Genomic DNA, 14,564 nt, shown 5'->3' with positions numbered 1-14,564 from the left:
ACAATTGGGGTGCAGTTCAATTTAAGGTGTTCTTTTTTGGTTTTTCTGTAAAGTTATTGTAAATGATAAGTACAATATATTATATGTATTATATAATTTAAATGTATTAAATTATGAATACTAAGAGGTGTTGTAGATAATAATTACTTTTAATTTTTAAAAGAGTCGGTTTGATAATGTTTTATGTAGATAGTTTTTACTTTTCTTTTAAATACTTTGTTTAAATGGATTAGATTAAGTAACTTTTGTTCTAGCTTTTTGATAATCAAGACAACTGAAGAAAGGAAAGAATCATTTTATGAAAAAATTAAGGTTGTTAACATTTGAAAATATAGTAGAACCTCTTTTAAATGAAAAGGTATCATTTATATACTTTCCTATTGAATGGCTGGACATCGTAGAGATACATTATAAGACGTTTTTATTAACGAGTAAGTTGAAACGTTTGAATGAAAGACTGTATGATATGTTTTCTGATATATTGTTTATTCAGCATAATCCGTACGTATTAAATGAAAATACACCATGGATTGTATCAAAAGAACCTATTAAACAAGAGCAGCTCAATTATATTTTTCAAAGTTGGTATGAGATTATTCATGATTGGAAACCAAATAAATTAGTAGAGCCACCAAAATATGAATGGCAATCCGATTTGATTTCTAATTTGCCAGTACTACATGATAATGAAACGTATTCTAAGTGGGTGCCCGCTTTAATCTCACATATTTTTTGTGAGCGTCCTATATATTTAGAAAATACAAATGCAGAAGAAATCTATTTTTCTCCTCTTAGATCACAAAATATTTGTGAGGCGATGTCAGGGCCAATAAAAGATGAAAAAACACAAGATTTTTTCTCCTATGTATATCGATTCGAATGCATAACCCGTGGTGGTGAGAACGCTCCATTATTAAATATTTCAATAGGGATTCGGAGATTTTATCAAGAATATAATCATCCAGATATTCCTTTACTTTTCAGACGAAAACGAGGGATGATATTGATTTCTACCCCAGAGTTTGCATCAAATAATAAAAAAATACGGTTTGTAAAACTAAAAATGCAACAAGCTACAACCGGCATGAAATGGATTAAGATATTTAGAAATTTAAAAGATGATTTTCAAATAGGTGGAGATTTGGATTTAGACCATATTCTCCAATATCCGAAAGATTATATTGTCGGGGAAAATAAAAGGGTGTTATTTCCATACAATGAAAGAATATATAAAGTCCAAGGTACTAAAATAGAACCAGGTATAAAAGTAAAGGAAAGAGAGTATTTATTTAAAGAATTCCAGCGTAAATTCTCTTATTTCACAATACTTCCAGAATGTAAAAAGGTAGCAACAAATAACAAAAATGAATTATTTCCTTTATTTGCACCAAAAGGATTAGAGACATTAACATTAGAAGTTTGGTCTGAAAATATAGCGCTGGAAATAGAACAAGTATTACTTGATAGCGAAATTGTTTTGACTAAAATTGGGGAAAATTCTTATGTATTGAATACAGATTTCCCAGTATTATTAAAGATTGTGAGATACAATATTGAAAAGGTGTTACAAAATCCATATAAAATGCAATATTGTCAAAAATATAAAACAAATCTTGTAGATGATGTTACGAAAGCTGTCTATGCTACCGCGGGTGAGCGCAGTGATGCGACATTAGCATTAATCGCAATGAAAAATTGTGATGGACGCGAAAAAATTGATCCAAAACAAATCATTAGAGAGGGATTTGCACGAACAAATCGTATTTCAACATTTATTAATTTATTTATAGGCCAAAGTGTATCTCGTAAAACAATTGTAAATAGTGTTTTTAGTCTATTAGAACAAAAAGGATTTTTGAAGCGTAGTTGGAATAAGATAAATTTACCTTGTACATATGTTAATTTATCAATTGAACGAATATCGAAATTTGATTTCTTACCTATTCTTTCAAAAATAAAAGGAAAAGAAATTTTATATAAATTATATGGGAATACAGAGTGGCAAAAGATTGATTACGTATTATTAAATATAAATAAACATAATGCATTTTTATCACAACCATCAAAGAGAAATGATATGGGGGCTCTTTTTAAACAATATGTTTTCGAAACATTAATGGAAATTGTACAATATGCAAAAGAACAAAATGAACAAGTTTACTTCATTGTAGATGCAAATTTGAGAAAATATTGGATAAAAGAGTTACAAAATAAAGAAATTAATACAGATATTTTACCTGATATTGTTCCAGAGGTATTAAAGGTTCCCAACTTAAATATTATTAGAATAAATACAGGTTTTGATGTACCAAGCTACGGTGTAATAGAATGTGATGATGCTCTAGATAGAATAGGCTTATATGCAGATCAAAAAGGGATGTATTATAGCACTGGTGAATATTCACTTAATTGTAGTGAAGTTTTTCAGCGATATATAATTGAAATTCTACCATTAGGTGTAAAACCTGTAGAAAGGGATTATATCGCTAAAATGATACATTACATGTGCTGTAATTCTAGTATGCTTTCGAAAAAGAATGTACACATGACATATTCCGTACATATGGAGAAAGTAATAAAGAGTTATATTACTGACATAGATGCAAGAGAATTTAAAGAATTTGATGATGAATTGGATGTAGATGTAGTAAAAGTAGAAAAGAAAGATTCAATTATTCTACTTTAAATACTAGTAAACAAATCCTGCTCGTTATATCGATCAGGATTTGTCATTTTTTTATGCAAATAAGGATATCATTTGTCAAGTATCTTTTCGTTTACATATTTACTTTATGTGCAGACAGGATTAATATGTTTTTTAGAAATACAAAAACTATACCAAATGGAAAAGCGATTTTTATTAATTGAAAAAATTTGAAAGGAATGGGGAATGGTGAAGAAATTAGATGTGCTCTTAATGCTACTGAGCGTCCTCTTTCCAATTGCAGGACTTACAAAGCAAATCCCTCTAGAACAATCTGTATATATTGGAGGGCTTTTATTTTTTACTAGTTTCGGTAGTTATTTTGCTAAAAAGATGTATTCACGTATATGCAGCTGGATAGCGTATGCGCCATTTATAACATTACTGTTAGTTATTTGGCATCAGGATATTACAACAAGCTCAATCATAGTAAATGCGAAAATTGCTGCATGTGTCGCGTTAATTCCATGTTTATTTCGTTTTCGTACATATGGACTTACTTTGGGATTATTCTCATTATGGGCCGCTTTACTATGGGATATAAAAGAAGTACAGTCGTTAGTCATACTTGAACGCATGACGAGTTTAATGACAAGCCATTATGTATATATATTACTATTAATTGGAGGACTTGTATTAGGAGGATTACTTGCGATGTTCATTCACCGCAAAGAGAAAGATAATAATAAAGAAAATATAAATCTACTTGGACCAAAAAAGAAACGCAAAAGATTATCATTTAAGATTCGTCTTCCGAGATTACCGAAATTAAAGATGAAACTATTTAAGTTTGGTGGGAAAGAATCTAAAAGTAAAATTCCAGAAAAGATACATGAGCATAAGTACGAAGAACCAGTTGCAACATATAAAATGACAGAGAAAATAGATCCATACAAAGAAAATGAAGTTCAAGGTCAAACAAGGATGGAACGCCGAAGAAATAGGTTTAATGCATAATGAAGTTTAATAACCCCGTAATGACTTATCTTAATATTGATAAATCATTACGGTTTTTTTATGTAATTAAATAAAGGTTGCTAATGAGGGGGGGGATAGCATATTTTATAGGTGAGAAGTTAAATAAAATAAGGGGAGGATAAAATGCTTATCATTACATATATATCTGCTTGTATATTATTCTTAGTTAGCTTTTTACATGTATATTGGGGTTTCGGAGGTAATTGGGGGACAAATAGTGTTATACCAACTAAATCAGGGGAAAAGGCGTTTACACCTCGTGCCGGAATGACATTGTTCATTGCATTATTATTAAGTATGGCAGCGATAATTTTGTTGCAACAAGCAAATATTGTTCATTTTGCAGTTCCTAATGTTATTATTCAAGTCGGTTCCTGGATTTGTATGATCGTCTTTTCTATTAGAGTAATTGGTGAGTTTAATTATTTTGGTATCTTTAAACGACAAAAAGATACGCACTTCGCTAGAATGGATACTGGTTTATATATTCCACTTTGTGCATTTTTATCTTTATCTTTCTTATTAGTAATAATTTTGTGAGTAAATAATAGTAGTTTCTTTTCTCAAAATATATGTAAACGTGAGAAATCCAAGAGTAAATAAAAAAGGGTGTAAGCGCCTTCTTGTCGAAATGTAAATTATTATGAAAGGCGGTGACACTATGAAGTATGTAAAAGTTAGTATGAATGGTGGAAGTGAACACAAATTTTCAATGACTTTAGATCGGTTTGAAGAACTTATTACTACAGAGAATGGGATATTAGAAAATAAATTAGTATGTATTGAAAATGTAATGATTAATCCTACTAATATATCTTCTGTAGTTGAAAAAATTGGTGTACCGGCTAAGTTTATGGAAGCTTAAAATCGTTAGATAAAAAACATCCCCAATGGATGTTTTTTAATTTATAAATATGAAATTGTATAGTGAATATTTGAGTAGATTTTTTTAGCAATGACTATGCATATATTAAGTACCTGAACATGGTGCTTAATATATGCACGAAATAATAAGTACAAGCATATATTATGTAGTAGGACAAGATCTTCGTGTCCTACTTAATACTCAGAAAAAACATCTAATCACATAAGAGTATCCAATTGCAGGGTGCTCTTATTTTTGTAAAAATTTACTGCAAGCCTTATTTTATAGTAGGATGCAAGAATAAAGGGCTATTTTTAAATAATGTTCTTTAGCCTTTAATGTTAAATTTATCTTTAACATTAGTAAATATTAAAAATAATATGATAGCAGAAATTAAGTTAGATAAGTAGAAATCTTGATGAAACAGTAGTTCGAAGATGACATAGAAAGTAACGAATAAGGCGATAACAGGTAGTATGCAAATAAATATAAATCTCCAATTTTTTAAGTAATGTCTATAATTAGTAAGTACTTTCTCCATAAATGTAGCTCCTATATTTTTGTTTTTATATAATTATACATTTAGATACAAGGATTTTCAAAGTAAAAATATTTAGCAATTCAAAAATATAAGGAAAGTATTTGTTGAAAATCCAGATTGCTCTAGCAATCTGGATTTGACTTTAAAGAACTATACTAAAATGATACACTATAATCTACGTTATTTTTGAAATGAATAGAGGGATTTGTGTGATAGATAAAATTAAAAATGCTGTAGAGGATATGTACGAGGATGAGGTTAAAGATTTACTTCAAAGTATTCTCATACAGTTAAACTTATTAGAAGAAAACTATAGTGAAGATACAATTAAAAATTTGATGGATATTCCGAAACAATTAACGAGTAATCCTACTTATAAAAGAAATGTAAAAGAAAGTACGCACGTACATATTGCTTTTGATGATTCAACGGCTGGTTGCTTAACATATATGTTAAGTCAAGAAGAATTATTTGAAGAGAGTGTTGTTGCTTTTTCTGAATTCTTTTCAATTGGACCGATATATAAGTTGCATACGAATGGGGGGCAACTAGCAAGACAGAAGTGGTTAATAAATAATTTAACTGCTTATGATAGTTATTTTGAAGAAGAATATTTATCAAGATTTATAGCAACTATAGAAGAACTACATACTATTCCTGTTGAAACGCCTATTACAATTTGGAAGGCTGATAATGCACATGAACATGTAGGCCTAAGTTTTGTAATGGCACAATTAAAGGATAAGAAAAACATTCGAGTTATTAATACATCTGAAGCAAGTCGAGAAATATTAAAACAAGAGTATGATATTCGTGGAACTGGAGAATTACCACCTGAAAGTTTAGCTCTATTCCAAAAAAGTTTTGCAAAGTTACCTTATTTAACTGAAGAGAAGCGAATGAAGTTTGAACATGAATGGGATAGAATATCGGGAAGCGTAGAATGTTTAAGAGTGTGGAAAGAAAATGAAGTATATTCTGTACAAGAAGATTATTTTGATCAATTTATAATTGAATGCGCGAAAAGTGTGGGTGCTGATCGAGAATTCCTCAAAGCTCCTAGAGTAATTGGTGAAGCACTTGGTCTTGTTGAACAATTGGTTGGAGATACTTTCTTAGAATATCGCTTGAAACAATTAATTAAACAAGAAGTATTTGAATTTGAAGGTTCGTTAGATGAAATGCGTTTTTATAGTGTGAAGTTAAGGAAATAATAAACACCTTCTATTTTTGAAAGGCTCGTATTTTTAATAATACGAGCTTTTTAAGTTGAATTTGGGCTATAACATAAGCTTCCCAGAGAGGGCATATCACATATAAATGTTAAAGGTAATGAATGAAAAGTAGGTGATTTGTTAATATGTATAACCAACAAAATTATCCATATGATCAAGCGATGTATTATAATCCACAAAACTACGGGTATGAATCTGTAGATGAAGCGAGAGATATGGAACAAGAAGATTACAGACCAGATGATGCGGAAGATGCTCCAACGTCACCACCGCCGTCGCAAGCTCCGTCGTTACCGTCTACCTTTGCGTCTCCATCTCAAGCGGGCAATATGAAATCATGGATGTGTAATTGTCTAGGAAGATGGGGCTATTTACGTTTACATCGTCCTGGTCCTTTCGGAAGGGACTTATGGTTCTTTCCGACTGAAGTGAGAAGAAACGGAGTATCAGGTTACACTTGGCAAGGTGGTCGTCGTCGTAAAGTAAGTTATCGCTATCAACAAATTAGTAATTTTATGTGCTTCGCATAAAGAGTAGTGGGAGAGTGAAACGATTTTACTCTCTCACTTTTTTATTTTTCAATATACGAAGTAAGATTTTGGTTAAAAATTTACAATTTTCACGTTTTTATTAGAGTATAATGCATATGTTGGGTTGGTTTTCAAAAACAAATGAGAGTGAGGGAATACAATGTCAATGAAAAACAAGGTTGGACTAAAAATAGAGGAGGGCATTAATTTAGCTTCAGCTCAATTTAAAGAAGATGCGTATGAAATTTATAAAGAATCTAGAAAAATGCAACCTATCTTATTTGTGAATAAAACTGAACTAGGTGCGGAATGGCTTATCACAAGATATGAAGATGCTTTGCCACTTTTAAAAGATAGTCGCTTAAAAAAAGATCCAGCCAATGTATTTTCTCAAGATACATTGAATGTGTTTCTTACTGTTGACAATAGTGATTATTTAACTACTCATATGTTAAATTCAGATCCATCTAACCATAATCGTTTACGATCACTCGTACAAAAAGCTTTTACACCGAAGATGATCACGCAATTGGAAGGAAGAATACAGGATATTGCAGATGATTTGTTAAATGAAGTCGAGCGAAAGGGTTCATTAAATCTTGTTGATGATTATTCGTTCCCTTTACCGATTATTGTAATAAGTGAAATGCTTGGCATTCCAAAAGAAGATCAAGCGAAATTTAGAATTTGGTCTCATGCTGTCATTGCTTACCCAGAAACACCAGAAGAAATAAAAGAAACTGAAAAGCAACTATCTGAGTTTATTACATATCTTCAATATTTAGTTGATATTAAACGAAAAGAGCCAAAAGAAGACTTGGTGAGTGCTTTAATACTTGCAGAGAGTGAAGGGCATAAACTTAGCGCTCGGGAACTATATTCAATGATAATGTTACTAATTGTGGCGGGACACGAGACAACGGTAAATTTAATAACAAATACGGTATTAGCGCTCCTCGAAAATCCAGATCAATTACAGTTATTAAAAGAAAATCCAAAATTAATTGATGCCGCTATTGAGGAAGGACTACGATATTATTCTCCAGTTGAGGTTACAACTTCAAGATGGGCAGATGAACCTTTTCAAATTCACGACCAAACAATCGAAAAAGGAGATATGGTTGTCATTGCCTTAGCTTCTGCAAACCGTGATGAAACTGTATTTGAAAACCCAGAAGTATTCGATATTACTCGGGAAAATAATCGTCATATTGCCTTTGGTCATGGTAGCCATTTCTGCTTAGGCGCTCCACTTGCTAGGTTGGAAGCAAAGATTGCTATTACTACTTTGTTTAATCGAATGCCTGAACTACAAATAAAAGGGAATCGTGAAGAAATTAAATGGCAAGGTAACTATTTAATGCGTTCTTTAGAGGAATTGCCTTTAACTTTCTAGAATAGTAAAAGGAGACATGCATACATCGAAAATGATTTACATAGAGTATGTATGTGTTATTTAAATTCGAAACGGAAGGGTGAAGACATCCCAATGATCAACTAATTCTATTTGTAAGAGATCTTCGTTAAAAAACGAAATATTCTTCTGAATAGGGTTAGTCTGTACATTTATAGAAAAGGGATGTATTTCGCTCTGCGAATATATAGTCTTTTTATATGATTTGTGCTGCCTCCTGTTCAGAACATGAAATAGGAGGCTTTTTTATGTCGACAAATGTAGTAACGAAACAAAACAATGGGGTATCACAAGTATTAAAAAATCGGTTTGTTCAAGGGATTTTAGCATCAGCATTATTTTTACAAATAGGAATATGGGTTCGAAACTTTGCGGTATTATTATATGTAATGGAAATGACAAAAGGTGATGCTTTTGCTATTTCGATGATTTCAGTTGCTGAATTCGCTCCAATTTTTATTTTTTCATTTATTGGCGGTACTTTTGCTGATAGGTGGAAGCCAAAGAAGACAATGATATGGTGTGAGACGTTAAGTTCCATTTCAGTATTCGCTGTATTAATTACGCTTATGTTTGGAACGTGGAAAATTGTGTTTTTTGTGACACTCATCTCTGCAATCCTTTCACAGTTTTCACAACCATCTGGAATGAAGTTGTTTAAACAACATTTATCAACGGAACAAATTCAATTAGCAATGTCTATATATCAAACGATATTTGCAATATTTATGGTATTAGGACCAATCCTAGGGACATTTATCTTTCATAGTTTTGGAATTTATATTTCAATCATCATAACAGGCATCTCGTTTTTACTTGCGGCAGTTGTATTGTTATTTCTTCCGAAAGATCTTGAAAACGACGTAGAAAAGAAAGATATCACTCTGTTGCAGGAGATGAAGAATGGTATTAAGTATGTCAAAAAGAAAAAAGCATTAACTTTGCTAGGGCTTTGTTTTATGGCTGCAGGACTAGGTATAGGATTAATTCAGCCATTAGGTATATTTATTGTGACTGAGCAGTTAGGATTATCAAAAGAGAGTTTACAGTGGCTACTAACAGTAAATGGTGCGGGAATGATTGTTGGCGGAGCATTAGCGATGGTATTTGCGAAAAACGTTGCTCCGCAAAAGATGTTAATTATCGGTATGCTTGGTCAAGCAATTGGTATTAGCATTATAGGGTATTCTACAAATTTATGGGTTACACTTACAGCGCAGCTTTTTAGTGGTTTAGCTCTTCCTTGTATCCAAATTGGTATTAATACGCTTATTATTCAAAATAGCGATACCGATTTTATAGGTCGTGTAAATGGTATTTTAAGTCCACTATTTACCGGTTCAATGGTAGTAACGATGAGTATAGCTGGCTCATTAAAAGAGATGTTTTCATTAAGTATGATGTATGAAGGGACGGCTTTACTTTTTATAATTGGATTATTGTTTATTATACCTATATACAATTTAAAGCCAGTAATAGCGATAGAAAGTGAAATAAGTGGTAAAGGAAGTGCTGTACAGAATGAATCCTAATCCAAATATTAAATACCCTATTGAAGGAAATCAAAACGTTCAATTTATAAAAAATACAATAACAAAATCTAATATACTTGTTGGTGACTATTCTTATTATGATGCGAAAGATGGAGAAAAATTTGAAAATCGAGTATTACATCATTATGAATTTCTTGGAGATCGCCTTATTATTGGAAAGTTTTGTTGTATTGCATCTGGAGTTAACTTTATTATGAACGGAGCCAATCATCGGATGGATGGATTTTCGGCATATCCATTTAATATATTTGGAAATGGGTGGGAGAAGTATACACCTAGTTTGTCTGATTTACCTTACAAAGGTGATACAGTTATAGGAAATGACGTTTGGATTGGTATGGATACAACAATTATGCCCGGAATAAAAATAGGGGATGGTGCAATCATTGCAGCTAAATCTGTTGTGACTAGAGACGTCGCACCATATACAATTGTTGGTGGAAACCCTGCAAATAAAATAAAAGAGAGATTTTCAAATGAAACAATTCAAGAATTATTGCAAATTCAATGGTGGCATTTTGATATTGAAAAAATAACTGGAAATATTGATGCTATTGTACGCGGAGATATTGAACCATTAAGAAAGCTAAAAAGGGAATAAAAAATGGATGACAAATAGTATCATACCTCCGAATTTTGTTAATGATAATAGAACAAGGAGGTGTGATACTATGGCACAAGACGTTTTATGTGAAGTAAACAACTGTAAATTTTGGGCGAACGGTAATAAATGTAGTGCAGAGGCAATTTACGTAGTAAGTCATAAAGGTAAACATGCATCTACAACGGAAGAAACAGATTGCAAAACATTCGATCCAGAAGTGTAAATTGTTTAAGGGTAGCCAAATCGTGGTTGCCCTTTTATTAATGATAGTATTGATAATAAATATCATTTTCATTCATTGATTTTAGCTTTTTTTGTTATTTTTTCATATTTTCTTCATAAGTGATGTAATCCAACTCAATTCATGTTCAATTCGTGATTTACTAAATTCAATGACTTCAGTAATAAAGGGTGAGGTAACCTCTAGGGACTGGATAGCGGTAAGTTGATTATGTAGTACGTTTTGACGTACAGTCAAAATCTCTTTTCTAGCTTCATATTCAAGTTTTTCAAATAGTGCGATACGAACAAGAAATTCTGCATTATTTGTCGCAAGTTTTTCGGGAAACTCTCGTAACATTTCAGAAAAAATTTCTTCTCCTGTTTCTGTTATATCGTACATATTTCGATTTGGTTTTCCAACTTGTTTATGTATTTTTTTCGTTATAGCACCCATATTTTCAAAGCGCCGAAGGGCAGGGTAAAGCATGTTGTGATTTAATTCAAAATTCTCACCTAAACGATTTTGAACATTTTTTTTGATTTCATATCCATGTTTTGGTCCTGTCGTTAATTCTGCTAGTAGTAAAATGTCAACGTACATAAAAATCCCCCTTATATATTTCTCAAGTTCTCTAATGAAAAATCTCCTTTAGTATATGTTAAAATAACATATGATAGTTTATACAACTTTGAACTGCCGACCTATCACTTTTATTGTAAAAGAAAAGGGAGGAAAGAACTATGGCTTCACCTGAAAATGTTATTTTAGTTCATGAAATTTCAAAGCTGAAAACAAAAGAAGAATTATGGAATCCATATGAATGGTATCGTTTGATGAGGGATAATCACCCAGTTCATTATGATGAAGAGCAGGATGTATGGAATGTTTTTTTATATGATGATGTAAATCGTGTTTTATCAGATTATCGCTTATTTTCAAGTAGAAGGGAGCGCAGACAATTCTCAATCCCTCCATTAGAAACTAGAATAAATATAAACTCTACAGATCCACCAGAACATCGCAATGTACGTTCCATTGTTTCTAAGGCATTTACTCCAAGAAGTCTAGAACAGTGGAAACCTCGAATACAGGCTATCGCAGATGAACTTGTACAGCATATCGAAAAATATAGTGAAGTTAATATCGTTGAACAGTTTGCTGCACCTTTACCTGTTACCGTTATTTCCGATTTATTAGGAGTCCCTACAACAGATCGTAAAAAAATTAAAGCATGGTCTGATATTTTATTTATGCCGTATAGTAAAGAAAAGTTTAATGATCTGGATGCGGAGAAAGAGATAGCATTAAATGAATTCAAAGCATATCTTCTACCGATCGTTCAGGAAAAGAGATATCATTTAACTGATGATATCATTTCCGATTTAATTCGAGCTGAATATGAAGGCGAAAGATTAACCGATGAAGAAATTGTAACCTTTTCATTAGGTTTACTAGCGGCTGGGAATGAAACCACTACAAATTTAATTATTAATAGCTTTTATTGCTTTTTAGTAGATTCACCTGGAATTTATGAAGATTTAAGAAAAACCCCTAGCTTAATTTCAAAAGCGATTGAGGAAGTATTACGCTATCGCTTTCCTGTTACATTGGCCCGGAGGATTACAGAGGATACAAATATATTTGGCCCTTTAATGAAAAAGGATCAGATGATTGTTGCGTGGGTTAGTGCAGCGAATTTAGATGAGAAAAAATTTTCACACCCCTCTCAATTTAATGTACATCGAATAGGAAATGAAAAGCATTTAACCTTTGGGAAAGGTCCTCACTTTTGCTTAGGAGCACCACTTGCACGTTTAGAAGCTGAGATTGCATTAACTACCTTTATAAATGCTTTTGAAAAAATAGAGCTATCTCCATCTTTCTGTTTAGAAAAATGTATATTGGAAAATGAACAAACATTAAAATACTTACCTATTCGATTGAAAGCCAAATAAAAATCTCAACAAGGTGCATACATTTGCATCTTGTTTTTTGTTTCTCAATTGTGAGTTTCAGGTAATTACCTTAATATGGAGTTGTATAAAACGTAGAGGAGGATTCCTATGTTGACTTGTAATGGAAGTAAATCATTTCAAAAGTTTATTAAAGGTGTTACAGATCTTATGGAAAACGGTTTATTTGAAGAAGAAATAGTGTGTGGCATTGAAAAGTTACTAGAAGAACTTTTAGAAAAGAAAACATGGCTTCCGTTAGATAAACAGAAGGCGAATTCGACTCAATATGCACGACATTTATTGTATGAGGATCCGCTCAAACGTTTTGAAGTACTAGCTCTCGTATGGAAAGATGGACAATCTACACCTTTACATGATCATGACGGCACATGGGGGGTAGAAGGCGTCTTTTCAGGAAGGATAATGGTGCAGAACTTTATACAAACGAAACAACTTGGAAATTCACTTGTTTATTTAACACATACAGGAAATCTTTATTTGGGAGAAGGAGAAACCGATAAAGTCATTCCACCTGCGGATTGTCATATTCTTGAAATTAGCAAAAAGGAAAGCGTTATCACAATTCATATCTATGGAAAACGGTTAGAAAAGTTTAAAGTATATATCCCAACTGAAGAAAAAAATGTGTACATGTGTGAGACAAAATACATTAGTTATAATTCATAGTTTGAAATCCAAAGCTTTTTAAAAAGAAAAGCTTTGGATTTTATTTTTAATTATTTCTTGACCTGAAACGCTTTTCATAAATTATAAATAAGAAGTACCTCACGAGGATTGTATGAAAACGATACCTAATAATTAATTAGAACTCGTGTATTTATAGAAAGTGGTGAAGAAATAATGAAATTAATCGCAATTGATTTAGATGGAACTCTTCTTTCGGGGAATAAAATGATTAGTAAAGAAAATGCAGAAGCAATTCGAACATGTCAAGAAGCTGGCCATGTTGTAGCAATTTGTACTGGACGTTCTATTGTTGATATTGAACGATTATTGTTAGAAGTTGATTTAGAGTGTCCAATCATTGCGGAAAATGGTGCGCTTATATATAAAGATAAGAAAATGATGAAGAGATATCCAATTCAAAATATGCAGGCACTTGAAATTGTGGAATATCTTGAAGAGAATGGTTTATATTATCAGCTTTATACTGATAAAGGTGTGTATGTACCGGATTATGGAGTAGAGAGTGTACGTAATGAAATTGAGTATGTGAAGAATTCAAAAGAAAATTTCGACTTGAAAGAGTTAAAAACAATCGCAGCATTATATCTTGAGCATACAGCGTTTCATAGTGCGGAAAGTTGTAAGCCAATTGTAGAAACAGATATACATGTGCATAAACTATTACCATTTTCTTATGATATTGAGAAATTAAAAAAACTAAAAGAAACATTTATTCATAATACAGATTTAGCAATTACATCTTCATATTGGCACAATTTAGAGATTAATCATAGAGATGCTCAAAAAGGGAATGGATTATATACTTTAGCAGAATATCTTAATATTCCAGTTGAAAACACTGTAGCGATAGGTGATGGGCTAAACGACGTTTCTATGATGGAAAAAGCGAACATATCAATTGCGATGGGTAATGCAGTTGAAGAAATAAAAACAATCTGTAAATACGAAACGTTATCAAATGAAGAACATGGTGTGGCACATGCTTTATATAAATATGTAATGTAATTAAAAAAGAAAAAAGAATCCAAAGGGATTCTTTTTTCTTTTTTATTAGGGGTAAGGTATTCTATGAGATTCATAGAAGCCTTATTCCATTTCATTATATAGAATATATTGGAATAAATGTTTATATTTTTCGTGAAATTTGTGAATATTTTATGAATTTTATACTTGTTGCATTTTTATACCGTTATTAGTGACGCGTATGACCCTCAAGGAAAAATTCAGTGAATGTAAGGAGGAATGAACGAAATA

The 14,564-nt window shown here is 31.7% G+C and carries 15 protein-coding genes; 13 read left to right on the top strand and 2 right to left on the bottom strand.

Annotated elements, in window-relative coordinates:
- Nucleotides 1-298: 298 nt before the first annotated feature.
- The 4 genes from DN403_RS09445 to DN403_RS09430 all read left to right on the top strand — a co-directional run bounded on the left by DN403_RS09445 (nucleotide 299) and on the right by DN403_RS09430 (nucleotide 4,547).
- Nucleotides 299-2,686: an RNaseH domain-containing protein gene (locus DN403_RS09445; RefSeq protein WP_149185422.1), complete on the top strand. Its 2,388-nt coding sequence runs from the start codon at nucleotides 299-301 to the stop codon at nucleotides 2,684-2,686.
- Between the two features lie 207 nt (nucleotides 2,687-2,893).
- Nucleotides 2,894-3,661, top strand: coding sequence for a DUF3959 family protein (locus tag DN403_RS09440; protein ID WP_074790193.1), 768 nt, complete (start codon nucleotides 2,894-2,896; stop codon nucleotides 3,659-3,661).
- Nucleotides 3,662-3,805: 144 nt separating this feature from the next.
- The gene (locus DN403_RS09435; protein ID WP_000905578.1) at nucleotides 3,806-4,222 is read left to right on the top strand and encodes a DUF3995 domain-containing protein; all 417 of its coding nucleotides are present in this window, start codon (nucleotides 3,806-3,808) and stop codon (nucleotides 4,220-4,222) included.
- A gap of 121 nt (nucleotides 4,223-4,343) precedes the next feature.
- Nucleotides 4,344-4,547 (top strand): hypothetical protein, encoded by a 204-nt coding sequence (locus tag DN403_RS09430; protein ID WP_000878369.1) that lies wholly within the window; start codon nucleotides 4,344-4,346, stop codon nucleotides 4,545-4,547.
- Nucleotides 4,548-4,875: 328 nt separating this feature from the next.
- On the opposite strand, the gene DN403_RS09425 is transcribed toward DN403_RS09430, so the two are convergent.
- Nucleotides 4,876-5,088 carry a hypothetical protein gene (locus DN403_RS09425; RefSeq protein WP_000416837.1) on the bottom strand — a complete coding sequence of 71 codons (213 nt, stop codon included), beginning with the start codon at nucleotides 5,086-5,088 and terminating at the stop codon, nucleotides 4,876-4,878.
- A 209-nt stretch (nucleotides 5,089-5,297) separates the two neighbouring features.
- On the opposite strand from DN403_RS09425, the gene DN403_RS09420 reads away from it, so the two are divergent.
- From DN403_RS09420 to DN403_RS09390, 6 genes are all read left to right on the top strand, one after another.
- Complete coding sequence (locus DN403_RS09420) at nucleotides 5,298-6,302, top strand: DUF1835 domain-containing protein (RefSeq protein ID WP_016098570.1); 1,005 nt, start codon at nucleotides 5,298-5,300, stop codon at nucleotides 6,300-6,302.
- 146 nt (nucleotides 6,303-6,448) lie between these two features.
- Nucleotides 6,449-6,853, top strand: coding sequence for a hypothetical protein (locus tag DN403_RS09415; protein WP_000282691.1), 405 nt, complete (start codon nucleotides 6,449-6,451; stop codon nucleotides 6,851-6,853).
- A gap of 160 nt (nucleotides 6,854-7,013) precedes the next feature.
- Nucleotides 7,014-8,249 (top strand): cytochrome P450, encoded by a 1,236-nt coding sequence (gene cypA, locus DN403_RS09410; RefSeq protein WP_149185421.1) that lies wholly within the window; start codon nucleotides 7,014-7,016, stop codon nucleotides 8,247-8,249.
- A gap of 266 nt (nucleotides 8,250-8,515) precedes the next feature.
- Nucleotides 8,516-9,799 (top strand): MFS transporter, encoded by a 1,284-nt coding sequence (locus DN403_RS09400; RefSeq protein WP_149185420.1) that lies wholly within the window; start codon nucleotides 8,516-8,518, stop codon nucleotides 9,797-9,799.
- A complete protein-coding gene (locus DN403_RS09395; protein ID WP_001069207.1) occupies nucleotides 9,789-10,421 on the top strand; it encodes a Vat family streptogramin A O-acetyltransferase in 633 nt (210 codons plus the stop codon). Before DN403_RS09400 ends, DN403_RS09395 begins: the two co-directional genes overlap by 11 nt.
- A gap of 70 nt (nucleotides 10,422-10,491) precedes the next feature.
- Nucleotides 10,492-10,647: a DUF1540 domain-containing protein gene (locus DN403_RS09390; protein ID WP_000046095.1), complete on the top strand. Its 156-nt coding sequence runs from the start codon at nucleotides 10,492-10,494 to the stop codon at nucleotides 10,645-10,647.
- Between the two features lie 102 nt (nucleotides 10,648-10,749).
- Here the strand turns inward: DN403_RS09390 and DN403_RS09385 are convergent, their stop codons facing one another.
- Nucleotides 10,750-11,247, bottom strand: coding sequence for a PadR family transcriptional regulator (locus DN403_RS09385; protein ID WP_000289121.1), 498 nt, complete (start codon nucleotides 11,245-11,247; stop codon nucleotides 10,750-10,752).
- Between the two features lie 140 nt (nucleotides 11,248-11,387).
- Here DN403_RS09385 and DN403_RS09380 point away from each other — a divergent pair, with 140 nt between their 5' ends.
- From DN403_RS09380 to DN403_RS09370, 3 genes are all read left to right on the top strand, one after another.
- The gene (locus DN403_RS09380; RefSeq protein WP_149185419.1) at nucleotides 11,388-12,602 is read left to right on the top strand and encodes a cytochrome P450; all 1,215 of its coding nucleotides are present in this window, start codon (nucleotides 11,388-11,390) and stop codon (nucleotides 12,600-12,602) included.
- A gap of 108 nt (nucleotides 12,603-12,710) precedes the next feature.
- Nucleotides 12,711-13,289: a cysteine dioxygenase family protein gene (locus tag DN403_RS09375; protein WP_000954440.1), complete on the top strand. Its 579-nt coding sequence runs from the start codon at nucleotides 12,711-12,713 to the stop codon at nucleotides 13,287-13,289.
- A gap of 174 nt (nucleotides 13,290-13,463) precedes the next feature.
- Complete coding sequence (locus DN403_RS09370; protein ID WP_000766389.1) at nucleotides 13,464-14,315, top strand: Cof-type HAD-IIB family hydrolase; 852 nt, start codon at nucleotides 13,464-13,466, stop codon at nucleotides 14,313-14,315.
- The last annotated feature ends 249 nt before the right edge of the window (nucleotides 14,316-14,564 follow it).

The sequence above is a fragment of the Bacillus sp. AY2-1 genome (assembly GCF_008368965.1).
Classification (GTDB): Bacteria; Bacillota; Bacilli; order Bacillales; family Bacillaceae_G; genus Bacillus_A; species Bacillus_A thuringiensis_S.
The sequence above is the reverse complement of the archived record's forward strand: the minus strand, read 5'-3'. Positions and strand labels throughout refer to the sequence as shown.